This is a genomic window from Arenibacter algicola, from assembly GCF_000733925.1.
Classification (GTDB): Bacteria; Bacteroidota; Bacteroidia; order Flavobacteriales; family Flavobacteriaceae; genus Arenibacter; species Arenibacter algicola.
In genome coordinates this window covers 2,869,085-2,894,979 of record NZ_JPOO01000003.1, presented here as the reverse complement: position 1 = coordinate 2,894,979, position 25,895 = coordinate 2,869,085, and the positions used below count along the sequence as shown (strand labels likewise).

The 25,895-nt window shown below is 40.4% G+C and carries 18 protein-coding genes and 1 tRNA gene; 14 read left to right on the top strand and 5 right to left on the bottom strand.

All coding sequences use genetic code 11. From position 1 onward, the window contains the following. Positions 1-34: 34 nt before the first annotated feature. Complete coding sequence (locus tag U735_RS0123090; protein WP_031446080.1) at positions 35-895, bottom strand: MBL fold metallo-hydrolase; 861 nt, start codon at positions 893-895, stop codon at positions 35-37. 116 nt (positions 896-1,011) lie between these two features. Beyond that, on the bottom strand, positions 1,012-2,793 hold the full coding sequence (locus U735_RS0123085) for a cation:proton antiporter (protein ID WP_051892312.1): 1,782 nt from the start codon (positions 2,791-2,793) through the stop codon (positions 1,012-1,014). Positions 2,794-3,149: 356 nt separating this feature from the next. Here U735_RS0123085 and U735_RS0123080 point away from each other — a divergent pair, with 356 nt between their 5' ends. Further along, positions 3,150-5,000 carry a cation:proton antiporter gene (locus U735_RS0123080; RefSeq protein WP_031446078.1) on the top strand — a complete coding sequence of 617 codons (1,851 nt, stop codon included), beginning with the start codon at positions 3,150-3,152 and terminating at the stop codon, positions 4,998-5,000. Positions 5,001-5,110: 110 nt separating this feature from the next. Further along, entirely contained in the window at positions 5,111-6,577 is a 1,467-nt protein-coding gene (locus U735_RS0123075; RefSeq protein WP_031446077.1) for a sodium:solute symporter, read from the top strand. 105 nt (positions 6,578-6,682) lie between these two features. Here U735_RS0123075 and lepA read toward each other — a convergent pair whose 3' ends face one another. After that, complete coding sequence (lepA, locus tag U735_RS0123070; protein ID WP_031446076.1) at positions 6,683-8,479, bottom strand: translation elongation factor 4; 1,797 nt, start codon at positions 8,477-8,479, stop codon at positions 6,683-6,685. 307 nt (positions 8,480-8,786) lie between these two features. On the opposite strand from lepA, the gene U735_RS0123060 reads away from it, so the two are divergent. Then, a complete protein-coding gene (locus tag U735_RS0123060; RefSeq protein WP_146032779.1) occupies positions 8,787-11,207 on the top strand; it encodes an outer membrane beta-barrel family protein in 2,421 nt (806 codons plus the stop codon). Positions 11,208-11,665: 458 nt separating this feature from the next. Beyond that, complete coding sequence (gene dusB, locus U735_RS0123050; RefSeq protein WP_031446073.1) at positions 11,666-12,661, top strand: tRNA dihydrouridine synthase DusB; 996 nt, start codon at positions 11,666-11,668, stop codon at positions 12,659-12,661. On the opposite strand, the gene U735_RS0123045 is transcribed toward dusB, so the two are convergent. After that, the gene (locus tag U735_RS0123045) at positions 12,658-13,866 is read right to left on the bottom strand and encodes an ABC transporter permease (RefSeq protein ID WP_031446072.1); all 1,209 of its coding nucleotides are present in this window, start codon (positions 13,864-13,866) and stop codon (positions 12,658-12,660) included. The genes dusB and U735_RS0123045 overlap by 4 nt on opposite strands. A gap of 2 nt (positions 13,867-13,868) precedes the next feature. Beyond that, on the bottom strand, positions 13,869-14,261 hold the full coding sequence (rbfA, locus tag U735_RS0123040; RefSeq protein ID WP_031446071.1) for a 30S ribosome-binding factor RbfA: 393 nt from the start codon (positions 14,259-14,261) through the stop codon (positions 13,869-13,871). A 145-nt stretch (positions 14,262-14,406) separates the two neighbouring features. Between rbfA and mce the strand changes: the two genes are divergently transcribed. The 10 genes from mce to U735_RS0122985 all read left to right on the top strand — a co-directional run bounded on the left by mce (position 14,407) and on the right by U735_RS0122985 (position 25,890). After that, positions 14,407-14,835 carry a methylmalonyl-CoA epimerase gene (gene mce, locus U735_RS0123035; RefSeq protein ID WP_031446070.1) on the top strand — a complete coding sequence of 143 codons (429 nt, stop codon included), beginning with the start codon at positions 14,407-14,409 and terminating at the stop codon, positions 14,833-14,835. Between the two features lie 202 nt (positions 14,836-15,037). After that, positions 15,038-15,111, top strand: a tRNA-Ile gene (locus U735_RS0123025). A gap of 131 nt (positions 15,112-15,242) precedes the next feature. Next, positions 15,243-15,917 (top strand): hypothetical protein, encoded by a 675-nt coding sequence (locus U735_RS0123020; RefSeq protein WP_031446069.1) that lies wholly within the window; start codon positions 15,243-15,245, stop codon positions 15,915-15,917. Between the two features lie 127 nt (positions 15,918-16,044). Then, positions 16,045-16,335: a helix-turn-helix transcriptional regulator gene (locus U735_RS25135; RefSeq protein ID WP_180994008.1), complete on the top strand. Its 291-nt coding sequence runs from the start codon at positions 16,045-16,047 to the stop codon at positions 16,333-16,335. Positions 16,336-16,351: 16 nt separating this feature from the next. Beyond that, entirely contained in the window at positions 16,352-16,804 is a 453-nt protein-coding gene (locus tag U735_RS25130) for a helix-turn-helix domain-containing protein (protein WP_157730716.1), read from the top strand. 5 nt (positions 16,805-16,809) lie between these two features. After that, positions 16,810-17,472, top strand: a complete 663-nt coding sequence (locus tag U735_RS0123005; protein WP_031446066.1) for a P-loop NTPase family protein — start codon at positions 16,810-16,812, stop codon at positions 17,470-17,472. Between the two features lie 32 nt (positions 17,473-17,504). After that, positions 17,505-17,669, top strand: coding sequence for a hypothetical protein (locus U735_RS25635; RefSeq protein ID WP_157365040.1), 165 nt, complete (start codon positions 17,505-17,507; stop codon positions 17,667-17,669). Between the two features lie 652 nt (positions 17,670-18,321). After that, positions 18,322-21,075 (top strand): helix-turn-helix and ligand-binding sensor domain-containing protein, encoded by a 2,754-nt coding sequence (locus tag U735_RS0122995; protein WP_031446065.1) that lies wholly within the window; start codon positions 18,322-18,324, stop codon positions 21,073-21,075. Positions 21,076-21,315: 240 nt separating this feature from the next. After that, the gene (locus U735_RS0122990; protein ID WP_031446064.1) at positions 21,316-24,330 is read left to right on the top strand and encodes a SusC/RagA family TonB-linked outer membrane protein; all 3,015 of its coding nucleotides are present in this window, start codon (positions 21,316-21,318) and stop codon (positions 24,328-24,330) included. 12 nt (positions 24,331-24,342) lie between these two features. Continuing rightward, positions 24,343-25,890, top strand: a complete 1,548-nt coding sequence (locus tag U735_RS0122985) for a RagB/SusD family nutrient uptake outer membrane protein (RefSeq protein ID WP_031446063.1) — start codon at positions 24,343-24,345, stop codon at positions 25,888-25,890. Positions 25,891-25,895: the final 5 nt, after the last annotated feature.

Sequence of the window (25,895 nt, the reverse complement as noted above, 5' to 3'; positions counted from 1 at the left end):
GTCTGCCAGATATAGGAGTTTACAATTGATCATATTATTCAAAAAGCTGGGCAAAGGTATGTATTTCTTTTAAACGTATTCCCTTGTCCGTTGTTTGTAGGGTACAGATTTGGTTGTGGGCATCGTGTTCCAAAAACAGATAATAATTGTCTTTCACGGCCTTTTCCAAAAACAGGGCCTTTTCTGAAAGTGTTAATAACGGACGGGTATCATAACCCATGACATATGGAAGGGGAATGTGGCCTGCCGTGGGGAGTAGGTCCGCTGCAAATACCAAAGTCTTGTCCATATATTGGATATGCGGTATCATTTGTTTTTCCGTATGTCCGTTCACAAACAAAATTCCAAAATCCAATTCCGATTTTTCCGCGAAAGGGTTTTCCGTTCTTTCAACAAATCGCAACTGTCCACTTTCCTGCATGGGCAATAAGTTTTCCTTAAGAAAGGAGGCCTTTTCCCTTGGATTGGGCTCTGTTGCCCATTGCCAATGAGCCTCGTTGGTCCAAAAAACGGCATTTTTAAAAGCGGGTTCATAGCCGGTTCTATCCTTGTTCCATTGTATGCTTCCCCCGCAATGGTCGAAATGTAAATGGGTCAGGAAAACGTCTGTAATATCATCCCTGTGAAAGCCGTACTTTTTTAGGGATTTATCCAAGGAATGCTCCCCCCATCTATAATAATACCCAAAGAATTTGTCGGATTGTTTATTGCCCATCCCTGTATCGATTAGGGTAAGTCGATCGCCATTCTCTATCAACAGACATCTTGCGGCCATATCGATCATATTATTTGAATCTGCCGGATTGGTCCTGTTCCATATTGATTTTGGTACCACACCGAACATGGCCCCTCCATCCAACTTAAAATTTCCAGATTCAATAGGGTATAATTTCATAGATAACCTAGTGTAAAGAAGGTGCAAATTAACAAAAGCACTAGGGATATTTCTTGAAACTTGGTTTTATTAGTGGTTTTTTAACACTTTATCAGCAATTTATCTTTGTTGTTTAATTATTGGAGGTAAACAACACTTTCTTTAGGTTTTATAATGTCCTTGTAATGAAATGGTCGCTTTATGCCATTTTCATCCAGAATTAAAATGGGTAGGATGTCCTTGTTTTTAGCATTGTTTTTAAACCAATTTCTTGTAGAGATTTCCTTTTCTATTTTTTCTAACTTTTCTTCAAAATTGTTAGTGCTTATTTTGTAGGACCACGGTACCATATCGGTTTTGTTGGCAAACAAGGAAGAGGCATCCATGTGCTCCAATAGATTTAGGCCTACCCCATTTTCAACTGGGGAGACCAGTACTATTCTGTTCGGGATATAAAAGGAGTTGTAGGCCAATTGTGCTGAAAGAAGATTAATTTCACTGTTGCCCGTTAGTGCTATAAAGGTATTTTTATTTAAGGCGTTCGCCTCTTCGAACGTGTCCTCCCTAAGGCCGTTTCCATAGATTGCTTTTACCCCTTGGGCATTGGCTTCGTTTACTAAATCCTTGTTATAATCTATGAGGATTACTTCGTTCTGTTCGGCCAGTTGCTTGGCTATGTATAGTCCCAAGGGATTTGCACCAAGTATCAGGTAACCATTTCTCGCGTCCTGTTTTACCAGTTCCCCGCGCTTTTTGAGCCAATTGGTGGTCCAAGTTAGGAACACCGGCACCGTAAGGGTAGTTGAAATGGCCATAAACACCAATATTGAAAATATTTCCTGCGAAATAATGTTCATCTGAAGACCTATTCCTGCAATAATTATTTCTACGGCCCCCCTTCCGTTCATACCGGTACCAATAGTGAACCCTTCGCGCCAACCGTATCCGCTGGGTAGATAAAAAAGTGTTGTTCCCAGTATTTTCCCTACCACGGCACCCGTAATTACCAATATCAAAAGTGCCAGGTCGGTCTGAAAGACATCCAAAGTAACATGAAAGCCGGCGGTTACAAAAAAAATGGGCGCTAGAAAACCGATGGAGATATCATGAAAGACAGCTGAAACGTCTTTGAGAATTTGCCTGGAAAATACACTATCCCTTATAAAAAGTCCGGCCACAAAGCTTCCCAAAATACCATGTAGCCCGGCAAGTTCGGCCAATTCTGAAAAACCCAGCACCATGATGATCAAAATGGTAAAGAGCAATGTGCGGCTTGTTAGCTTGGCCTTTGTTAATAATTTGCCCAAAAGAGGAAACAAATAGATACCGATTAAAAGGGCAATGAAGAAAAATAGAATTGCCTTCCCGGCCACCCAGACTAGACCTGCAGTATCAATACTCCCGGCTTCTACATAACCAATAATTCCGGCAAAAATGATAAGGGCCAAGGTGTCCGATATTAATGCGCCCGCCATAAGCACATAGGCTATTCGGGTATCCAGTAGTTTAAGGTCTACGAGAATTCTACTCTTGGTGGCCAAGGAAGTTACCCCAACGGCAATACCTACAAAGAGTCCGGCTATATGGGTGCCCCCAAAATGCAAAATGGTGTAATAGCCAAGGGCAAAAGGAACTACGAATCCACCAACGGCAGCAAGTAGGCCTGCCCATGAGGCTTTGCCCAAATCCTTAAAGTTTATTTCCATGCCAATATAGGCCATAAGGAAAAGTATTCCCACTTCAGCCAAAATGTCTAGGTCAGCTGAAGTTTCCAGTACGGCCAACAAAGCGGGACCCAATATTATTCCAATCAAAAGTTCGCCTAAAATAGCTGGGAAACCCATTCGTTTGGCCAGAATCCCCCCAAGCCAAGCGGCGGCCATTACCATCAACAGGTTTACTATATTCAGTTCTACCATAGTAGTAATTTATTGGTGGGAAAACCGATGATAAAATACCTAAAAATTGGTTAATCCCAAAGAAACGGGAAACTTTATTAGTGAAACTCAATTTTGAGAAGTCAGTAAGACGCACTGAAAATTGCAAGCTGAACTAATCCCGCCTTTTTCGGCGGGATCTAGGTTCAATACCTCGACCCTTGGGTCGATTCCTATTATTGGGTTCTGGGCTTGCCCCTAGGTAGTTTACCCTATTTTTTAGAACGAATTGCCTATTCGGGAAAGGGAAAACTGGTATTTTTTAATGAGGAGCCAAGGTTTTTTTAGCTTAGATGGATTTTTTCTATATTAAAACTTATCTTGCTTCAAATTTTTTTATGGTAGAACTAGCGGGAATAATTGTTCTTGGTATCATTGCACAGTGGGTGGCATGGCGCTTTAAATTACCGGCCATTTTGCCACTTATCCTTATAGGTTTGTTGGTAGGGCCTATATCTACTTTGTTTACAGAGGACGGCACTAAATTAATAAGACCTATTTGGAACAAGAGCGAGGGTTTGTTTTTAGGGGAGAGCCTTTACCATTTTGTATCCCTTGCTATAGGTGTTATATTATTTGAGGGAGGACTTACCCTTAAACGTTCCGAGGTAACTAGAGTGGGACCGGTTATTACCAAGTTGATTACCTTGGGTAGTGCAGTTACCTTTTTTTTAGCAGGTACAGCAGCACATTTTATTTTTGATTTGCCTTGGCAAATCTCCTTTTTGTTCTCGGCACTCATAATTGTTACAGGCCCAACTGTAATTACCCCTATCCTTAGAAATATTCCTTTGAAAAAAGATCTGTCCGCGGTTTTGAAATGGGAGGGTATTTTGATCGACCCCATTGGTGCCCTTGTAGCGGTATTGGTCTTTGAGTTTATAAGTATCGGGGAAGGTCAAGGATATACACAGACCGGCCTTTTGGAATTTGTAAAGGTACTATTATTAGGTTTCAGCTTTGGTTTCTCTTTTGCACATGCTTTGACCTTGGCTATAAAAAAGAATTACGTACCTCATTATTTGTTAAATGTGGTATCCTTATCCGTAGTACTTTCGGTTTTTGTTATTTCCGAACTTTTTGCACATGAATCGGGGCTACTTGCCGTTGTGGTTATGGGAATGGTCATGGGAAATACCCAACTGCCCAATATTAAGGAGTTGCTCTATTTTAAGGAGTCGCTTAGTATACTTTTAATATCTATGCTTTTCATTTTGCTTTCGGCAAGTATGAATTTGCCCGAGCTGGAATTGTTGTACAGCCCCAATACACTAATACTTTTTGCTATTGTGGTTTTTGTGGTAAGACCTATGGGGGTATTTTTGAGCACCATGGGGTCCAATCTTAATTTTAGGGAAAAATTGTTTATCAGCTGGGTTGGTCCCAGGGGGATCGTTGCTGCAGGGATTGCATCACTATTTGGTTCCAAATTAATTTTGCGCGGGGAACCGGGAGCGGAATATATTACACCATTGGTCTTTATGATCGTTTTGGGAACCGTACTCCTCAATGCATCCACCGCCAGGTTTATGGCCAAATTGCTTGGGGTATTCTTGGAAAAGTCCGAAGGTATTCTAATTATAGGTGCCTCCAAGGTGCCCAGGCTCATAGCCAGTTATCTCAAGAAGAATAATAGACACGTGGTATTGATAGACAATAACCAAAACAATATAGAAAAGGCCAAAAATATTGGTCTGGAAGCCTTTGTAGCCAACATTTATTCCGATGCTCTGACAGATAATATTGAATTGAATGATGTAGGATATTTAATGGCATTGACCGGTAATTCGGATATCAACGAATACGCCATAGAAACTTTCAAGAAACAGTTTGGGGAACAAGGTTCATTTAGACTGGTAAATTCGGATGAGATGAACGACCCGGAAAATAACCCAATGGAAGGGCTTTTTTCCCATACCGATGATTTTATTACCCTGACCGAAGCCGCTAGGAGTAATCCTGTAATTCATGAAATAGAATTAAAGGGCAAGGAACATTATGAGGGCCTCATAGAAATTACTAAGGCGGATAAGGATATTGTTCCAATTTTTATAAAGACCTTGGACGGGGACCTAAAAATTATTTCTTCGTTTAGCAAAAATTTTGAAGATATTAAAGAAGGCTGTAAGTTGGTGTACCTTGGAAAGTTATTGGAGGCTGACAAGCCTGTTAAAAAACAGAAAATTTAAGTGGCCAGGTGGCAATACTTGGGCATGTAGCCAAAATGGCCCATCAATAATCAAAAGTTAAATAGTACCAATAGAAAGAATACTTTAAGTTATAATTTAATCCATCTGTATTGAATCCACTTCTAGTTTTAGCGATCATTTCCATTTATTTTGTTTTGTTAATGACCATTTCGTATTTCACTTCAAGAAATAGAAGTGACGAGTCTTATTTTACAGGGGACCGGCAATCGCCCTGGTTTTTGGTGGCCTTTGGAATGGTGGGCGCCGGACTTTCAGGAGTAACCTTTGTATCGCTTCCTGGAATGGTAGGCAATAACAATTTCTATTTCTACCAATTTATTCTAGGGAATGTCGTAGGCTATCTCTTCATTACCTTTGTCCTGATTCCGTTGTACTATAGATTAAGGTTGGTTTCCATTTATGGCTATTTGGATCAACGATATGGCGTAAAAACTTATAAGACGGGGTCATTGTTCTTTTTGGTTTCACAATCCTTTGGAGCTGCACTTAGGCTATTGTTGGCCTCAAAAATTCTTCAATTTGCATTATTTGATAAGCTGAATATTCCATTTCCCATAACGGTTATCATCATCTTGCTGTTGGTTTGGCTGTATACCAATAAGTCCGGAATAAAGACCATTGTTTGGACAGATACCTTGCAAACGACCTTCTTGGTCCTTGGAGCCATAATTACGATCTATACCATCACTACCTCCTTAAATCTGTCGTTTTCAGGGGCCATACAACAGGTTACGGAACATAAGTATTTTGAAGTGTTTAATTGGGAAAACAAATCGAGCAATAATTTTTTCAAACAGTTTATTGCCGGTATTCTTGTGGCCATTGCCATGATAGGTTTGGATCAGAACATGATGCAAAAAACATTGACCTGTAAGAATCAATGGGATGCACAAAAGAACACTTTGACCTACAGTTTAATTTTGGCCATAACCCAATTCCTGTTTTTGGGATTGGGAATCCTATTATATATTTATGCGGAGAATAATGGTATTGCTTTGGCCGTAGGCGAAAACGGTGCGCTTTTGGATACGGACAACCTATTTCCAGATCTAGCATTGAACCATCTCGGTGTTTTTGCGGGAATCAGTTTTTTATTGGGAATAATAGCGGCGTCATTTTCCAGTGTGGATTCTTCCCTGACCGCCCTAACCACTTCTTTTACCTATGATTTTTTGGATATTTCACATAAATCCAGTGCTGATAAAAAAAGGCTTAAGAACTGGGTCCTACTCGGTTTTTCAGGGGTGTTATTTCTAATAATTATGTTATTCGCCAACAGTAGGGGAGATGTGGTATCGCTTATATTCAAAGTAGCTGGGTATACCTATGGCCCGCTGCTTGGTCTTTATATGTTGGGGATGTTTACCAAGATTGCAGTTAAGGACAAATGGGTGCCCCTTATATGTGTTATGGCTCCAGTACTTACCTATTTACTGAGTGTCTACTTTGCCCAATCCTTTAATTTCGACTTTGGATTCATCAATATAGCCGTCAATGCCGGGCTTACTATTTTAGGATTGTTATTGGTAAGACGGAAGAGGGAAACCGCTGGATAGTCCTAGCCTGTTATGAAGGGCTATGGATAACTAATTGGAGCGGTGACCCAAGGTACTACACCCTCTTTATACACCCTGTTTTAGACGTTAAGGACGTTCCTTTTTTTAATCGTTCAGCTTAAGAACAGCCATAAATGCCTGCTGGGGTATTTCTACGTTTCCAACCTGACGCATACGTTTTTTACCCTTCTTTTGCTTTTCCAACAATTTTCTCTTTCGAGAGATATCACCTCCATAACATTTGGCGGTTACATCCTTTCTTAAGGCTTTAATAGTTTCCCTGGAAATAATTTTGGCCCCTATTGCGGCTTGGATAGGAATATCAAATTGTTGCCTTGGGATCAGTTCGCGAAGCTTCTCGCACATTTTTTTTCCAATGTTGGCAGCGTTGTCTGCATGTATTAAGGCGGACAGGGCATCTACAGGTTGTGCGTTGAGCAATATGTCTACCCTTACCAATTTGGAGGTGCGCATACCAATTGGTGCATAATCAAAGGAGGCATATCCTTTGGAAACTGTTTTTAGCCTATCATAAAAATCGAATACAATTTCTGCCAGGGGCATATCAAAATTCAATTCTACCCTTTCTGTAGTTAAATAGGTTTGATTGGTAATCTGTCCTCTTTTATCAATACATAAGGACATAACATTTCCAACAAAATCGGCTTTGGTGATAATCGTTGCCTTTATGTACGGTTCTTCTACGTGATCTAAGGTAGATGGATCCGGTAGATCGGATGGATTATTCACTATAATGGGCTCTTCCGGATTCTTACGGGTAAACGCATGGTAGCTTACGTTGGGTACGGTGGTGATCACCGTCATGTCGAACTCCCGTTCCAAACGTTCTTGGATGATTTCCATGTGCAGCATTCCCAAGAAACCACAACGAAAACCAAACCCAAGGGCTGCACTGCTTTCCGGTGTAAATACCAAAGAAGCATCATTTAATTGCAATTTTTCCATGGAGGAGCGCAGTTCTTCATAATCTTCCGTATCTACAGGATAGATACCGGCGAATACCATGGGCTTAACATCTTCAAAACCACCAATTGGGTTCTTGGTAGGGCTCGCAGCATCTGTTATGGTGTCCCCTACTTTTACTTCCCTGGCATCCTTTATACCAGTAATGAGATAGCCTACATCTCCGGCCTTTATACTTTGTTTGGGATGTTGTACCAGTTTTAGGGTACCCACCTCATCAGCGTAATAGTTTTTATCGGTGGCGACGAATTTTATTTTTTGACCCTTTTTTATTTCCCCGTTAATAACCCTGAAATAGGTTTCTACCCCCCTGAATGGATTGTATACGGAGTCGAATACCAAAGCCTGTAGGGATTCATCGGGATTGCCCTTGGGAGCTGGAATACGTTCTATAATGGCGGTCAAAATTTCTTGGATCCCTAGGCCCGATTTAGCACTTGCCGGGATAACGTCCTCTGGTTTGCAACCCAATAGATCAACAATATCATCGGTAACTTCTTCGGGGTTCGCACTGGGAAGGTCTACTTTGTTCAATACAGGAATAATTTCCAGATCGTTCTCCAAAGCCAAGTAAAGATTTGAAATGGTCTGTGCCTGTATGCTCTGCGCTGCGTCCACTACCAATAAGGCACCCTCACAGGCCGCTATGGAACGCGATACTTCATAGGAAAAATCCACGTGTCCCGGGGTATCTATAAGATTGAGTACATATTTTTCGCCCTCGTGCTCATAATCCATTTGTATGGCATGGCTCTTAATGGTGATCCCTCGCTCTCGTTCAAGATCCATACTATCCAATAGCTGGTCCTGCTTTTCCCTTTCCGTTACCGAACCGGTAAAGTCCAATAACCTATCGGCCAAAGTACTCTTGCCGTGATCAATATGTGCAATAATGCAGAAATTCCGTATGTTTTTCATGTATGCCTAATTTACTGGTACTGAATTTGCGCTAAAAAAATTCGTTTCAGTATCCCTTTTCCCGTGATCGGCATTTCATCGTAATCTAATGCTGATCAAAGCAACTGCAAAGATAGGCTTTATCCATGATTTTTAAAGTAAAAATCTCCAGAGCGGTTTTTATGCTTCTACAGGGATATAATTTGGTAGATGATATCGAGGAATTTCTAGTGATAAATGGACGGTTTGTAGATTTTTACTACAAATTTTGGAGAAACCATTGTGGGTTGTTAATAAAAAGTTAACTTTAAATTTTTTTATAACGGATATGCCACTGTTTGTGACAATGTTAAAGGTTTCGCCCCTATTCTTTCTACTAGTTTGCATCCCGTTGGTGGGGCAGGAATACAAGGTTTCAGGCCATGTTAAGCAAACAGATGGTACCGAGTTAGCTTTTGCAAATATACTACTTTATAAAGTATCCGATACCAGTTTTTTTAAAGGTGCTGCATCCGATGAAAAAGGTTTTTTTTCTTTTGATGATATAATCGGCAATCAATATTTAATGCGTGCCAGTTATATAGGAAACTATTCCAATTATAAATTGATAGAGGTAAATTCCGATTTGGACATAGGGCCTCTCTTTATAGATGATAAAGGCCAGGAATTGAATGAGGTGGTCGTAGTCTCCCAAAAACCAACATTGGAACAAAAGGTAGATCGCTTGGTCTTTAATATTGAGAACACGGCGCTTTCAGATTCGGACTTATGGGATGTTCTCAAGAGTACTCCAACCGTATTTGTTATGAACGATGAGATTAAGGTGAAAGGGGAGAGCGGGGTTCAAATAATGATCAACGATAAGAAAGTGAACCTTCCGCCGGAAGATATTCTTAATCTATTAAGTGGTACTTCGGCAAAAGGGGTACAGTCTATTGAGGTGATAACAACACCCCCAGCAAAATATGATGCCGAAGGTGGGACCTTGATCAATATTAAAATGAAAAAGAATTTAATTGCAGGCTATAACGGAGCCATATATAATAAATATAGTCAGGCAGTATTTCCACGGCAAATGTTTGGTACTGGACACTTTTTTAAGAGCAAGCAATTGGAAGCCTCTTTTAATTATAGTTATTCTCAAAACAAGATATTAACAAATTATACGGATATCACCAATTTTATTGAGGATGGCCAGATTAGGGATACCTGGACTTCAGATCTGGAGGTCATCTATAGAAGTAAAAAGCACAATACCAGTGCCTTTGTGGATTATGCTTTTGACGACAATAATACCATCAGTTTTTCTTCCATTGCCACATTAACACCCTCTTATTTGACAAGGGATTTGTCCGACACTCAAATTTTGGACGCCAATGATGGCAGTACTTCAGGTTTTTACACCTTGAACAATGGCAAATTTGAATCGATCAACGCTGCCTTCTATTTGGATTATAAACACAACTTTAACGACCAAGGCTCCAAACTGGCGGTGAATGTCCATTACACCCATTATGATTATGATAAAGACCAGGAATTGGAAACCGATTTTTACGATGGTAACCGGGCCATAGTTGGGGAGAACAATTTTAATACCTTCAATAGGCAGAACACTGATTTGTACAGTGCGCAGGCAGATTTTGTCTCTCCCGTTGGGGAGGGTGCCAATTTTGAATCGGGAATAAAGTATGCCCTAATAGATTCTGAAAGTTATATTGCCCAAGAAGGTTTTGACCGGGATCAGGAAGGCATTGAGTCTACGGAGGAGGGAACATTTTTTTACGATGAAGCAATTCTTGCCGGCTACGCCAGTTTCGATGCAAAATGGAATAATTGGACGTTCAAATCTGGGCTAAGAGCGGAATATACGGATACAAAAGGGGATTTTAGTTTAAGCACGGACAAGATTAAAAATCATTATTTGGAATTGTTCCCTACACTATTTTTACAATTTAACCCCAATGTAAAGCATAGATTGGGGGCCAGTTACAAAAGAAGCATCATCAGGCCCAGCTATAATAAGATTAATCCTTTTCAGGTATTTCAAAGTAATAATTCCGTGGTGGAAGGCAATGTAAATCTGCAGCCTTCCTTTAAGAATTCAGTGATTTTATCATATACCTATGATAGGGATTACACCTTTGAGCTTTTTTATAGATATCACCGGAATATTATGCGTTTGTTGACCTTTCAGGACAATGAAAGCAATCTGCTAAGATTTATTACGGATAATGTTGATAGGGAGTTGGCCTATGGCTTGGATTTTATTTATAGGAAGGAGATATCCAATTTCTGGGACACTTATTTCCTATCTTCCTACTACTATGGGGCGGAGCGTTTTACCGATATTCTATCGCAACAAAGCTTGGACCAGGGACAGTGGACACTCTTGGTTCAATTGAATAACAATTTTACCCTGCTGGAAGACCGATCTTTAACGGCCAGCCTTAATTACAGTTATGTTTCCCCTATCGTGATCGGGAATTCGAGACAGGAATACTACAATGAATGGGGGATCTCCGTGAAAAAGAATATTTGGGGCAAAAAAGGAACCATAACTATGGGCCTTTCCGATATTCTCAAGCAGTTTAAACTAACAAACACCCGTAAATACGGTAATCAGGATAATACATCTATTTATAAACCGGACGGGAGGGTATTTTCACTTGGATTTAGGTACAACTTTGGCAATATGAAGATAAGGGACAACTACAAATCCAAAGATACGGATGAAAGGGACAGGCTCTAAAAACCTCCTATTAGTGCTCCACAAACCCCTAGGCTGACCAGCATATAAATACCGGTCAATATAAAAAAATCTTAGTGGCTATAGAGGAATAAGGCCCCAAATATGGAGCCAATTATGATGGACAAAAGGTTATTGGTGGAGATGCTATCGGTTGTGTGCTTTTTTAAATAGGGATAATATAGAAACCCTACAAAAAAGGCCAAATATTCCAGCACTATATGTGCATTGACTTTTATTCCAAACAGAATTGGTTCGTATGGCAGAAAGATAAGAGATAACATAGGGGCTAATGTACTTTATAATTAAATTTCCCAATGCAATATTAAGATCGAAATATATCTAAAATTGAATTTTGTTATTAGTTTCGTTTAGCTGTTATACTATTCTTATCCCTTGAAATTTAGGATTATAGAATTTTTCAGTAATTTTGCAGTCCCAAAATTTAAAGGATATATACTGTGCCTAAAATAGGAGACATTCAATTACCGGATTTCCCATTGCTGCTTGCGCCAATGGAAGATGTTAGTGACCCACCTTTCCGCGCCTTGTGCAAGGAGCAGGGTGCAGATGTGGTATATACCGAATTTATTTCCTCGGAAGGACTAATTCGCGATGCCGCCAAAAGCGTCATGAAGTTGGATATTTATGAAAAGGAACGTCCTGTGGGGATACAGATTTTTGGGGCCAATTTGGACTCCATGCTTCAATCTGTAGAGATAGTGGAAAAGTCCGGGCCGGATATTATTGATATCAACTTTGGCTGTCCCGTCAAAAAAGTAGTAAGTAAAGGTGCAGGTGCCGGAATCCTTAAGGATATAGACCTAATGGTTTCTTTGACCAAGGCTATGGTAGAGCATACCAAACTACCCATTACGGTAAAAACGCGTTTGGGTTGGGATTCTGATTCCATCAAAATAGTTGAGGTGGCGGAGCGTCTACAAGATGTAGGTTGCAAGGCCATTTCCATTCATGGCAGAACCCGGGTACAGATGTACAAGGGAGAGGCCGATTGGAGACCTATAGCGGAGGTAAAGAACAACCAGCGGATGCATATTCCGGTTTTTGGGAATGGTGATGTGGACAGCCCTGAAATGGCTATGAAAATGAGGGACGAATATGGCTTGGACGGAGCCATGATAGGCCGTGCCAGTATAGGCTATCCTTGGTTCTTTAAGGAAGTGAAGCACTTTTTTAAAACAGGCACCCATGCCGCACCACCAACTATGGAGGAGCGCGTTAATGCTGCACGCCGTCATTTACAAATGGCCATAGACTGGAAAGGGGAACAGCTGGGGGTTTTTGAGACCCGTAGGCACTATACCAATTATTTTAAGGGTATACCCAATTTTAAGGAGTACCGAATGAAGATGGTCACCAGTGACCATTCTGTAGATGTTTTTGAGGCTTTTGATGAGGTAATGGAAAAATTCGGGGATTTCGAATTCGTAGGTTAATGTGCTATTAATTTTTTATTGATCCTACTGCTGGCAATCAAGGAGGCAATTATGCCCAGTACAATAATGGTGGCCAATACGATTAGAACATTGATCAAGTTGTACTCCACTGGATAGGACAGGCTAGGAGTTATTTTTAACCAACCAAAGGCCAATTGGGACCAAATCAACAAGGAACCCAAAAACACGCCGATCAAACCGCCCATTCCTGTTACCAATATACCCTGAACAAAGTATATTTTACGAAGCGACTTAATGGTCGTGCCCAAGTTGTACAAGGTCTTGGAATTCTGCTGTTTGTCCAGAATCATCATGATAATGGCACCTACCACATTAAAAAGGGCAATGATAAGTACTAGGGTAAAAATAAGATAGGTTGCCAGGTTCTCCGTGTTTAGCATTCTATACAGGGTACTGTTCAATTCCCTGCGGTCCTTTAAAACGACCTGAGTTGGAAAAATAGCTTCAATTTTTTGCCGCAGATCAGCAATATTGGCGCCTTCCTTGAATTTAAAATTTATTCCCGAAAACTGTGTACTGTCCTTTTCCAGTAGGGCCTGTACCATGGGTAGATCGGCAAAAATATATTTTCTATCCAACTCCTCTTCAATTTGGTAGATTCCACTAATGACCAAGTTGGTCTCATTATAGCTGTCCTTTAACAAGCGTTGGCCCAATAGGCCCTTGCCCGGTTTGGGGACACGAATCACCAACGGACTCCTAAAATTGTTGATGCTCAATCCCAATAGACTTACAATTCCCTGTCCAGCAACCCCTTGTAGTCCGTTTATGGCCCAGTCGCCATAAAAATAAAGGCTACTATCTATGGGGGTAGTTTGCAAAAAGGTAGAATCTATTCCTTTTATATAGGCAATATGCGCTTTTTGGTCATGGGTCAGATAGACTTTTTCCTCAATTTCCTTCGAATAGGCTGCTACGTCCTGCAGTTGTTGAAGTGCTTGGTCCTGGGATTCCGATACGCTAAAGAATTTCCCCGTTAGTGGCAAGGCCTTAAGATCGGGGTCCACCATATTGGTATAGGAAAGGCTAAAGGTTTTTAGTCCGGCAAAACCGGAAAGCACGATAAAAAGCGCTGCCGATCCAATAACGATGACCAGAAAGGTAATAAAATTGATAATGTTTACCGCATTTTGGCTACTCTTGGAACGCAAGTACCGCTTTGCTATGTATAAAGGGAAGTTCAATCTTATGATTTTTTCCTTTTTTCCAGTAGATCAGGATTCTTAACAGGATTTTCTTCGCCCTTAAGCGATTTTTCAATGCCGTCTATATACTCCAAGGAATCGTCCAGGAAGAATAAAAGTTCAGGAACCCTTCTTAACTGATGCCTAGTACGCTGTGCCAGTTCATGTTTTATCATGGGCTGATTGGATTTAATACCTTCCAATAATTCCTTGCCCTTGGTGGCAGGAAAAATGCTTACATATATTTTGGCGATGGAAAGGTCTGTAGTGACCGACACTTTGGATACCGAAATTAGCGTACCTTTTAGTCCGCCGTCGGTAGCAGCACGTTGTAAAATATCCGCGATATCCTTTTGTATGACCCCACCTATTTTCTTCTGTCTTTGTGTCTCCATGGCACAAAAATACGATATATTTATATAGATTCTATGATTGGGCAAGGATTAGCCTTAGATAATGTGGAATATGATATTTTTGATATAAGGGAGCTGAGGGCATAGGGGAATACAATAAATCTGGGACAGTATAATTAGGGTGAATATGAAGAAAATTGAACATTTGGGTATAGCGGTACATGATTTGGAGGTCTCCAATGCCTTGTTCGAAAAAATATTGGGGGTGCCCCATTATAAGATCGAGGAAGTAGCATCGGAAGGAGTAAAGACCTCTTTTTTTAAAGCAGGTCCCAATAAGATTGAGTTATTGCAGGCTTTGGATGACAATAGCCCTGTTGCCAAATTTCTGGCGAAGAGGGGAGAGGGGGTACATCATATTGCCTTTGCGGTGGATGATATAGTGGCTGAAATAGAGCGTTTGACCCATGAAGGATTTACGGTCTTGAATAAAATTCCCAAAAAGGGAGCGGACAACAAACTGGTAGCTTTTTTACATCCCAAGGGCACTAATGGAGTGTTGATAGAGCTCTGTCAGGAAGACCCTTTATCAAAACTTGAAAGCAGGAAGGAATGATATTTGCGGGCAAATGAATAAATACGCATTATTAAGCTTCCAATTTTGTTTGCAGTGTTGGAAAATAAGTAGTAATATTGCATCCGCAATTTGCGGTTCCCGATTGCTTTTTCAAATAAGCGTATTTGATACAAGAAGCAAAAAAGGAAATGGTCTTATAGCTCATCCCGATAATTATTGGGAGGTTAGAGTACCAAAAAACGGTCCTATAGCTCAGTTGGTTAGAGCACCTGACTCATAATCAGGTGGTCCCTGGTTCGAGCCCAGGTGGGACCACTAGTAAAATCAAGCCTTCCCAGATGGGAGGGCTTTTTTGTTCGTAATGGGTACAACATAGGTACAACATTTATTTTCCGTTCCATTTCTTCTCTTTTGATTATATTTACTGGTAGGAAGATTGGATCTCAATGGAAAAATTCATCCAAAACGCCGGTAGGGCACTTGCCAAGGTACGGACCGCCACCAATGATTTTCTGAACGAACGGATCGGTGGCAATAGGAGGAACCTTATTATTTTCCTTGTTTGCGTATATATCCTGTTCATACTTCTTGTTTCGGCCGTCATCAATTTTAGGTCGCTTATCGACCATTATCCCTTGTATCTTGGGCTATTATTGGCTTTGATACTGGCCATACTTTGGGTGGCCGTTTTTTATGAGTCCGAATCCCATATGACAAAGGACGGACATGGATTTGCTATGGAGCGGTTAAAGAGGTCAAGGATGAGATTCCATCTTCTGGATCTGGACCCCGATGGAGGAAAAGAGTTCGAACGCATACTTTTGGGCAGGAATGTCAACAACAAGATCAATTTTACCATGGGCAACAAGAGCGGGGAATCGGCAAACCACCGCATTCTATTTGTCCTGTTCGATGAGATCATAGTGGGAGGGGTTACCGAGATAACAGGGGAACGGAAACAGGAATTCTTCCAATTTTTACAAAACTCGTTTCTGATGAACGGGGAACCGATCAACCCCAATACCCTAAAGTCCAGTTTTTCCTCTTGGAAGACCGATCAGGAAAAGACAAACTCCAAGAACCAGCGCAAATTGGTGAAACAAATGCTCGGCAAAGCATAATTATAGCATAATCCTTTCCAAGGCCCGATTATCGTATTGACATGTGCATATCTGTTGCCATATGTTTGTCCCGTACAAAAGAGCAATCGGGCGGTTGCACATTCTTCAAAATCCTAAAAATACGATAATGGAAAATCAACATGATGTAGTAACGATACTTACAGAGATCAAGGGACTATTGGCCCACAACAAAAAAACGCTCAATGTGGAGGAACTGGCACAATACACGGGCCTTTCCAAGAGCAAGATCTACAAGCTTACCCAACAGAAGCTTATCCCTATGGGCAACAATCCCCATATCAGACAAAAATTCTTCGACAAGGACACCATCGATGCATGGCTCCTGGGAGAGCCCGACCTTTCCGATGAGACCCTAGAGCACCGTTTCAACGAGTCCCTGTTGAAGAACAGGAGGTAAACGGATGTCCATCGGCATGGAACCAACGGAAAGAAATTTTCAGGGCATCTGGATACCCAGATCGATCTACCTGAACAAGGAGGTGAACTGGTACGCGAAGATCCTGTTTATGGAGATACATAGCTTTACCGAAAATGGGAAGGAATGCTATATGTCCAACAGGTATATCGCCTCCTTCCTTCACATTTCCGAACGACAGGTAAGCAGGTACATTTCCGAACTGAAATCCCTGGGCTGGATAGAGGAGACCTCCTTCAACGGAAGGAAGCGCTACCTGAGAAGTCTGCTACGTTTTGGGTTCAAAATTGGCGACTCTGCCCCGACAATGGTGTCCGGGCTGCCTGGACAGAAATGTCGTGGCAGCATGGACAAAAGTGTCAAGTATACTAAACAAGTAACAAAACAAGAAAAAAAAGAATTTACCTTTTTAAAAGAAGGAAATAAAAATAGAAGTCCAATATTGGAATAATCGATATGGAAAAGGAATGGTCCAATCAATTTCGGAGCAAGCAAACGGAACCAAAACCGCTATGCGCCCCAGAGCTTTTTAAAAAAGTTTTTTATAGGGCGGCACAGGAATTTTATGCACGGATGGATCTCGATTTTGAAGTGGACGGGACCAACAAAAATTTCCTTGGGCATTTCTGCAGGTATTGGAACAGGGATCCCGCATTCGAACTTTTGGAAAATATCTCTTTGAGAAAGGGATTGATGGTCTTCGGTTCCTACGGCACCGGAAAGACATCGAGTTTTAAGATCATCCAGAACATGTCCAGACAATATGGTCTAAGGGCACTTTGGTTCCCCTCCATCAGCGCCCAGGAGGTAGTGGACAGGTACAATGCCGAAAAGAACAAGGACGAAGTCATAAAATACTATTCGAAGGGAAATTTTCTGTTCGATGACCTGGGATCCGAAACTGTGGCGAACAATGTCTACCAATACGGAAAGGAGGATATATTCGTCAGGATCCTGCTCAACCGTTATCGAAATTTTGAGGACCTGGGGACAAAGACCCATATCACTACCAACCTTAACGATTCCCAACTAGAAGACCGTTACGGAAGACAGATCTCGGACCGGTTCGTAAGGATGTTCAACCAGTTAAAGTTGGACGGCCCCAGTCGGAGAAAGTAGCTGGTGAAAAGAAAAACAAAATTTGAGGGTCTATGGAAAAGTACAAGAAGAGTATTCGAAAAACCGGTAGCGTAGCATATAAGGTTTGGAATAGCAAGAGGGTAACACGCCAAGGCGGTGTTACAGTTAGTAAAGGGTTGGTTTTTAGTCTCTTATTTGCAAATCAAATTGAAGGCGATGTCCTATTATTACTGTAAATCAACTTGAAGGGCCCAAAATCATTGGAGTTTTTACAGTAAATAATATCCTAGTGAAGGTTTCTGAAAGCCAGATTACCATTGGATCTGACCCGAGAAAATTTCGAAATGCTTATGATGAAGTTGGAAAAAAAATTGCTGTTGCAAGACACTATTTGATGATTTAGGAAACAAATCCGGTCCCTGCGGAAGTTGAAAAACCTTAGTATTTTTCAACCTCCTCAAGACCGCTGATAAAAACATGGGTCATAGAAAAAATGTCCCATGCTTTTATCTTTGCCAACGCACAGTCATTTACTTTGGATGAAATTCGAAATAAAAAATGACATAAGTAGGTGCGCCCTAATCCGATTTTATTTTACGCTTATCTTCCCGAACACTATAAAATCGAATTAGGATCCATGCGCAGTTAAGTTTTGGTAAGATTTGGGGACCACTTGGAAGGTCTTTTATTCTATTAATCGATCGTAAAATCTATTTTGTTAGTTTTGGCTTTACATTATTCGGTTGGCTACTAGATTATTGTTTGGGTTAATTGTCAGTATATTATAAGGTCGTTTAAAGGAATTTCAAATTTTTCGGAATATGCTAAGTTTGCGTAACTTCCAGAATAATTTAATGTGTCCAAAACTTTTATAGACTAGGTTAAAATATGAGACTTTTAATAGTGCTTTATTTTTTTGTTTTGGTAAATCCCTTGGTTATGGGACAGCGCCTTGTTCCTCCAATAGAAAACTATAGGATATTTGAGTATAAGGCAGCAAGTAAAAATTGGGATCTAGCTGTTAGCCCTGAAGGAGAATTGTTCGTAGCCAACAACAAGGGATTGTTGCATTTCAATGGTGAGCATTGGGCATTTTATCAACTCCCCAATAAGACTACAATTAGATCTGTGACCTGGGTTAAGGAAAAGATTTATACCGGATCTTATGAGGAGTTTGGATATTGGGAAATGAATGTTTTTGGTAGTTTGGAATATACCTCACTTACTCATTTAATTCGAGACCATGAATTCACAAGTGAAGAGTTTTGGCAAATTATGCCATATGGAAATGCAATTGTATTCAGATCCTTTTCTGGTATTTATGTCTTTGAGGAGAACCGAATTATCAATGTGGAACCGCGAATTGTAGTAAATCATATGGCTCTTTGGGAAGATAAAATATTGGTTGCGGGTGGGCAAAATGGTTTGAGTTATTTGCAAGGAAAGGACTTAGTGCCCATAAATGGAAGTTCTATTTTGAATTCCAAGATTGTAGTGGATATGGAACCGGTCGACAATGGTTTGTTAATCGGAACCAAACTTCACGGTGTATATTTTTATAAAAGCGGCCAGCTTCAACCCATTGACGGGGATATGAACCTTGAGTTGAAACAACACCAACTGAACCAAATTCTACCGCTAACTAACGGACAAGTAGCTTTTGGGACTATAAAGAATGGGATTTATTTTTATGACTTGGAGGCGGGCAGCTATTACTCTGTAAATAGGGAGGTGGGTCTTCAAAATAACACGGTTTTGTCGCTCGAGCAGTTTAATGATCAACTGTGGATTGGGTTGGATAATGGAATAGACCGCCTACAGTTGGATAATCCACTAACATATTATACGGATTATTCGGGTACCGTTGGTACTGTCTATGATGTAGCTCAACATGACGGTACATTATACTTGGGTAGTAATACTGGTATTCATTATTTTGAAAAAAATAAACTGAAATTTGTTGAGGGCTCACAGGGCCATATTTGGGATCTGGAAGTCATAGAGGGAAAGTTATTTTGTGGCCATAATACGGGTACGTTTATCCTTGAGAATGGTACTTTAAATTTGGTTTCTAATATATCAGGAGGTTACCAAATAGTTAAGATCCCAAGTTATGGTGCAACATACCTTCAGGGCACTTATACAGGCCTAGCAAGGTATATTAAGGATGAACAAGGAAGTTGGTATGTACAAGCCATTGAAGGAATATCTTTTCCTGTAAAATATCTTTGTTTCGAAAATGCTACCACCTTATGGGTTGCACATCCATATAAAGGCCTATATAGGGTAATCCTAAATGATAAATTTACCAAAGTGGTGCAAATTCGGGAATACAGGGATGATAGCATTCCCAATATCTATAATATAAAACTCTTTAATATAAAAAACCAGATTGTACTCTATAGCGATGGCATTTGGTATAAATACGACCCAATAAGAGATAAGATTCTTGTTTTTGAAGATTTTCAGGATTATAATTATAAGGAGCTTGTACACTTCGATAAGGATTACTATTGGTTCCGAGATCATCAAGGGGCCAAGGAATTAATAGTAACCAATTTAAATGATGATAAATTTGTTTTGGAGGAGGCGCAATTGAGCAGACGTCTGGTACCAGAGGCCGAAAATGTAATCAAGATCAATGACAGTATCTATTATTTTACGCTTAGTGACGGTATTGGTAAACTCAACTTAACAAATTTCCGTGCACAATTGGGAAAATTTCCATTAACTGTACCAGAACTTGTATTCTTTAAGGATCAAAATGGCATGCACGCCTTGGACGGCACACCATTTTTGATAGAGAATAAATGGTCACGTGAACTTGAAATGGAATTTGCGGCTACCAATATGGTTCAACCCAAGTATTTTTATAACTTAACAGGACCAATGGAGCTATCTTCCTATATAGATTTAGGAATTTTGAAGTTTCAAAATTTGCCATATGGTACATATACTTTGGAAATTTTTACTGTGGGGGTCAACAATGCACGATCTGAACCGAGAAGTATTGAATTCCAAATTAGGCCACCTTGGTATCTTTCCAATTTAAGTTATGTAGTTTATGGATTAATGGGGCTTGCGATCATCTTTTTAGTGCGAAGGTACAATAGTCGAAAACTAAAAAGGAAACACACCCTATTAAAGGAGAAACTGCAACGTGAGCAAGAAGAGCAGATGGCACAATTGGAAAAAGAAAAGTTGGCGAAGGAAATTAGAGTTAAGCAAAAGGAATTGACGAGCACTACTCTTAATATGGCAAGAAAGAATGAGCTTATCCTTGAGCTTAAGAATCTTTTGCTAATGAACAAATCTAAATTTGACAACCATCAACGCTATCGCTCCTTTATGAAAAAACTCAACAGCGCTATAAGTGATGATGCGGATTGGAGGCATTTTGAAGTCAATTTCAAAGAGCTTCATAATGACTTCTTTGAGACCTTATTATTGCATTATCCCACCCTTACTTCAAAAGACCTGAAATTATGTGCCTACCTAAAAATGAATCTTACCTCCAAGGAAATAGCACCATTAATGGGTATTAGTACAAGGGGGGTTGAGATACATCGTTACCGACTTCGCAAAAAATTGGAATTGGGCAGTGAAGATAACATTTCCAACTTCCTAATCACCCTGAAGTAGTAATATCAACATATTAGATGTGTAATTACACTGTTGTTGATGCCTGTTAATACTACATCATTAATACATCTATTTGTTAAAATTTCATAATTAGGCCGTATCGGTGCTACTGCAAGTACTTGCTAAATGGGACAAATAGATACATTTTGGACTGATGTAGTTTTTATGTACCTCTAATTAGGACAGCCTGCCACTATGTTTTATTAATTTAGCAATAATCTAACTCAATTTTTACGAATTATGAAAATAAAAAACAATTTATTATTAATTTCGTTCTTGTTGTTCCAATGGTTTACCTATGCTCAGGAGAGTATTACTGTTCAAGGTACCGTCCTAGACAATGCAAATCTGCCCTTACCGGGAGCATCTGTCATTGTTAAGGGAACTACTACAGGAACGCAGACCGATTTTGATGGGAATTTTAGTCTAGACAATGTCCCTATCAATGCAACTCTGGTTTTTAGTTATTTAGGATTTACTACTTTGGAAATTCCTGTTAACGGCCAGACTACTTTAAACATTGAACTACAGGAGGACGCCCAAGCATTGGATGAGGTAGTAGTGGTAGGTTATGGTGAAATGAAGGTCAAGGATCTTACTTCCGCCATCACCACTATCAAATCTGAAGAATTGGCAGCCACTCCTACCGGGCAGGCAATGCAGGCCTTACAGGGAAAAGTGGCCGGTTTACAGATAGTCAGTAATGGTAGCCCTGGACAATCTCCAACAGTGCGGGTAAGGGGTATCGGTTCCTATGATCAGGGTGCCTCTGGACCATTATATGTAGTAGACGGTATGTTCTTTAATAATATAGACTTTCTCAATACTTCGGACATTACATCAATATCTATATTAAAGGATGCATCTGCCGCAGCAATATATGGTGTACGTGCTGCCAACGGTGTGGTTCTTATAGAAACCAAATCTGGTTCTCGTAACCAAAAGGCAGAAATCACATATGATGGATATTCTGGTTTTCAAGTAGCGCAAAACATATTAAAATTGGCAAATGCGGAGCAGTTTACTACCATTGCTATGGAGTCAGGTTCCGCTCCTGACGCGCAATTTATTTTAAACGCCATGCAACGGTATGGTAGAAGCAGGATAAATCCCAATGTACCCAATGTAAATACAGATTGGTACGATGAAATTACACGTCAGGCCCTTATTACAAGCCATAGTATAGGTATTACAGGTGGTAGCGAAGATGCGACTTATTCAATTGGAGCCAATTATTTTGGGCAACAGGGTATTCTGAAAATGAAAAATCAGTACGACCGTTTTAACTTAAGAAGTAAAATCGATTTTAAAGTTTCCGATTGGTTGACCGTGGGAGGAAATACTATTATTAGTAATGCAACGAGATACGATGCAGAAAATTCCGCATGGAGAAGCGCCTATTTTGCCGTACCTATATTACCTGTTTTCGACCCTCAGAATACGGAGGCGTCTCCTAAGAATTACGCCAACGCTCAAGACTTGGGATACCGTGGAGGACAAAACCCCTTTCCCTTAATGGATCTCAATGAGAACAGATTGAAAATTAGGAATGTACTAGCTAATTTTTATGCACAAGTCAATATTGTACCTGACAGATTAACTTTTAAAACGGCCTATAACCATAATTTTGAAACTCTGGAAACCAGATTGGTACGTTTGCCTTATTTCGTTGGCAACAATTTTCAACGAGAAAATTCACAGTTAGTAAAAAGAAACGCTACGGTTTCCAATCAAATTTGGGACAATACCGTTACCTATAACAATTCATTTGGCAAACACAACCTAACGGTGTTGGCAGGAACTTCATTTAGAGATGAATCGTATGAACAATTACAGGCAGAAGGTCTTAATTTTCCTTTGTCTGGCGAGGAGGCCTACTTTCTGGATCAAGCCCAGACTATAGTAACTGATGGCGTAGGAGATGATGGGAAACGTGAGTATGGATTTTCGTATTTCTCACGGATATCTTATAATTATGACAACCGCTATTTGCTTTATGGTACTTTTCGGGCAGATGGAACCAACAAATATCAGGAAAAATGGGGTTATTTCCCTACTGTAGGAGCTGGATGGGTCCTTTCTGAGGAATCATTTATGGAGAACAATGGCATTTTCGATTATTTGAAGTTACGTGGTAGTTGGGGTGAATTGGGCAACGATAAAATTGCATCCAGTGAGGGCTCTATTACTTCTACGGTAGTGACTACAGCTCTTGGGGATACCCAATTTAGTGGAGTAAATACAAATAGTGACTTTACAGCATTAAAATGGGAGGTTACTGAGGAGATAAACGGAGGTATCTCAGCAAGGTTTTTTGATAATAATCTTGGACTTGAAGCGGATTATTACGTTAGGGATACCAAGGATGCAGTTATCCCTGTAGCGAGACCGCTTATACCTGGGACGACTAGACAGAATGTCGGAGAGATTAGAAACTCAGGCTTTGAATTGGCCCTTAATTGGGATAAAATGGTATCCAAGGATTTTAGTTATAACATTGGAGCCAATATTTCCACTTTGACGAACGAGGTGTTGGACATAAATGGCGCAGTTGCCTTGGATGCCGGAACGGCAGAATTTAGACAACGATCTATTGTTGGGGAACCCATATTCGCATTCTTTGGTCGGGAAGTGGCCGGAGTATACCAAAATGAAGCTGAAGTACAGGCCGATCCGGTGGCTGTATCTAATAATTTGGTTCCGGGCGATTTTAAATATAAGGACCAGAATGGTGATGGGGAAATTAATGATGATGATAGGGTTGTCCTGGGGTCATTCTTGCCCTCTTACTCTTTTGGATTTAATGTGGGCGTGAATTATAAGGGATTTGACTTTTCAGCAAGCGCTTTAGGCCAGGGTGGAAATAAGATTTTGAACCGGAAAAGAGGAGAGGTAATCTTTACCAACGACACCAATATAGATCGTGATTTTGCCGTAAATCGTTGGCACGGAGAGGGAACTACCAATAGTTATCCTTCAGCAGCGGGAATTAGAAAGGGCTGGAACCAAAGACTAAGTGACTACTTTATTGAAGACGGCGATTTTTTCAGAATTCAGAACATTACATTAGGATATACCATTAATAAAAAGGGAGAGCGTGCAGGAATACCGGAAACCAGAATTTATCTGACCGCTGAAAAGCCCTTAACTCTTTTTAACTACAACGGATTCAATCCTGAAGTAGCTAACGGTGTAGATAATGAGACCTATCCTATACCATCTGTTTATACCATAGGTGTTAACATAAAAATATAAAATATAGAAACTATGAAACTATCTTATAAAATATCAGTATTTGTCCTGCTGGCCATATCTTTCTTGAGCAATATAGGATGTACGGACAAATTGGAAGAACCTGAACTGAACAATAATTTTGCTGGCGGTACGGATTTTACCAAGACGGCAGACATGCAGTTATCAATTGTGGGCGTCTATGAAGCATTTCAGTCCCGTGGATGGGAACAGCCTTTGTTGATTTCTGTTAGGGGTGACGACGTAAATGCCGGGGGACTAGGGGATCAACAGGATTTTGCCGAGACCGACAAGTTTACTTACAACAAGGATTATTGGATGTACAATTCCCTTTGGGAGAACACCTATGTTGATGTAATATCTGCACACACAGCCATGGAACAAATTGCTAGGTACCAGGAGTTTGCCAATGAAAGTGGAGTTGCTTTGGGGAATCAATACATTGCCGAAGCAAAGGTACTCAGAGGTATCATGCTTTTTCATATTTCCCTAGTATGGGGAGATGTATTTATTCCAGAATCGTCTAATACCGATCTTCTACTAGATGTGACCCAGGTACCAACGAAAGCAGAGGTAATGCAGCATATTTCCGATCAAATGGATGAGGCCATTCCTTTTTTGCCCAACCTAAGGCCTAATGAACGGACAGACCTTCCTGGAGGGGTTACAAGATATACGGCCTTGGCAATTAAAGCTCTGGCCAACCAGGAACTGAAGAACTATCAGGTTGTTGCCGACGCAGCCGGCCAGATTATAAGCTCTGGAAAATTTACTCTATATCCTGATTTTTACGAACAGTTTAAGACCCCAGGTAAATTGAGCGATGAAACCATTCTAGATTTGCAATATTCTGACTATAACCAAGGTGAAGGCGATCGATCTGCTCATCTTTATGCACCTTATGGACCACAAAACTGGACCCCTGAAGTTGCAGGATCTGGCAGTGGTTGGGGTTTCTTTGAACCTAGTATGAAGTTCATAAAGTTTATGCTGGACCGTGGAGAAACCGTAAGATTGGAAACCAGTGTTTTGTTCACTGATAGAGGAATCGCTGAAATCAAAACTGATCCTGCATACGCTACCTTGCCGAGTTTTATTACAAATACAACTCGGGATGGAGATGTTATTAATGACTATCCAAGGGCACTTTTTGCAAGCGGAAAGCACTATTTGCCATCCAATCAATTAATACCAGGTAGAACAGACTACGGTAGCAATAAAAACTACAACGTCATCCGTTATGCAGAAATTTTATTGGTATATGCGGAAGCTCTGGCCCAAGGTGCCACTGGCACGGGGATGACTGCAGATCAAGCAGTAAACCTAGTAAGGGTAAGAGCCAACATGACTCCATTGTCTGGGGTTAGTTTAGATCAAGTATTGGACGAGAAGTTCGCCGAGTTGAGTATGGAGTGGGGTAAACGCTATTATGATATGATACGCTTGGGACGATTTAATGAGCTCAGTTATGATGGAAGGACCTTTTCAGAGAATAATACTTTCCTTCCCTATCCACAAAGTCAAGTAGATCAATTTCCTATTTTGGGAGAGATCAATAACTAATATTC

Coding starts and splice junctions, on each gene's coding strand:
- U735_RS0123090 (WP_031446080.1), bottom strand. CDS start 895: ATGAAATTATACCCTATTGAATCTGGAAATTTTAAGTTGGATGGAGGG.
- U735_RS0123085 (WP_051892312.1), bottom strand. CDS start 2,793: ATGGTAGAACTGAATATAGTAAACCTGTTGATGGTAATGGCCGCCGCT.
- U735_RS0123080 (WP_031446078.1), top strand. CDS start 3,150: ATGGTAGAACTAGCGGGAATAATTGTTCTTGGTATCATTGCACAGTGG.
- lepA (WP_031446076.1), bottom strand. CDS start 8,479: ATGAAAAACATACGGAATTTCTGCATTATTGCACATATTGATCACGGC.
- U735_RS0123060 (WP_146032779.1), top strand. CDS start 8,787: ATGCCACTGTTTGTGACAATGTTAAAGGTTTCGCCCCTATTCTTTCTA.
- rbfA (WP_031446071.1), bottom strand. CDS start 14,261: ATGGAGACACAAAGACAGAAGAAAATAGGTGGGGTCATACAAAAGGAT.
- mce (WP_031446070.1), top strand. CDS start 14,407: ATGAAGAAAATTGAACATTTGGGTATAGCGGTACATGATTTGGAGGTC.
- U735_RS0123020 (WP_031446069.1), top strand. CDS start 15,243: ATGGAAAAATTCATCCAAAACGCCGGTAGGGCACTTGCCAAGGTACGG.
- U735_RS25135 (WP_180994008.1), top strand. CDS start 16,045: ATGGAAAATCAACATGATGTAGTAACGATACTTACAGAGATCAAGGGA.
- U735_RS25130 (WP_157730716.1), top strand. CDS start 16,352: ATGGAACCAACGGAAAGAAATTTTCAGGGCATCTGGATACCCAGATCG.
- U735_RS0123005 (WP_031446066.1), top strand. CDS start 16,810: ATGGAAAAGGAATGGTCCAATCAATTTCGGAGCAAGCAAACGGAACCA.
- U735_RS25635 (WP_157365040.1), top strand. CDS start 17,505: ATGGAAAAGTACAAGAAGAGTATTCGAAAAACCGGTAGCGTAGCATAT.
- U735_RS0122995 (WP_031446065.1), top strand. CDS start 18,322: ATGAGACTTTTAATAGTGCTTTATTTTTTTGTTTTGGTAAATCCCTTG.
- U735_RS0122990 (WP_031446064.1), top strand. CDS start 21,316: ATGAAAATAAAAAACAATTTATTATTAATTTCGTTCTTGTTGTTCCAA.
- U735_RS0122985 (WP_031446063.1), top strand. CDS start 24,343: ATGAAACTATCTTATAAAATATCAGTATTTGTCCTGCTGGCCATATCT.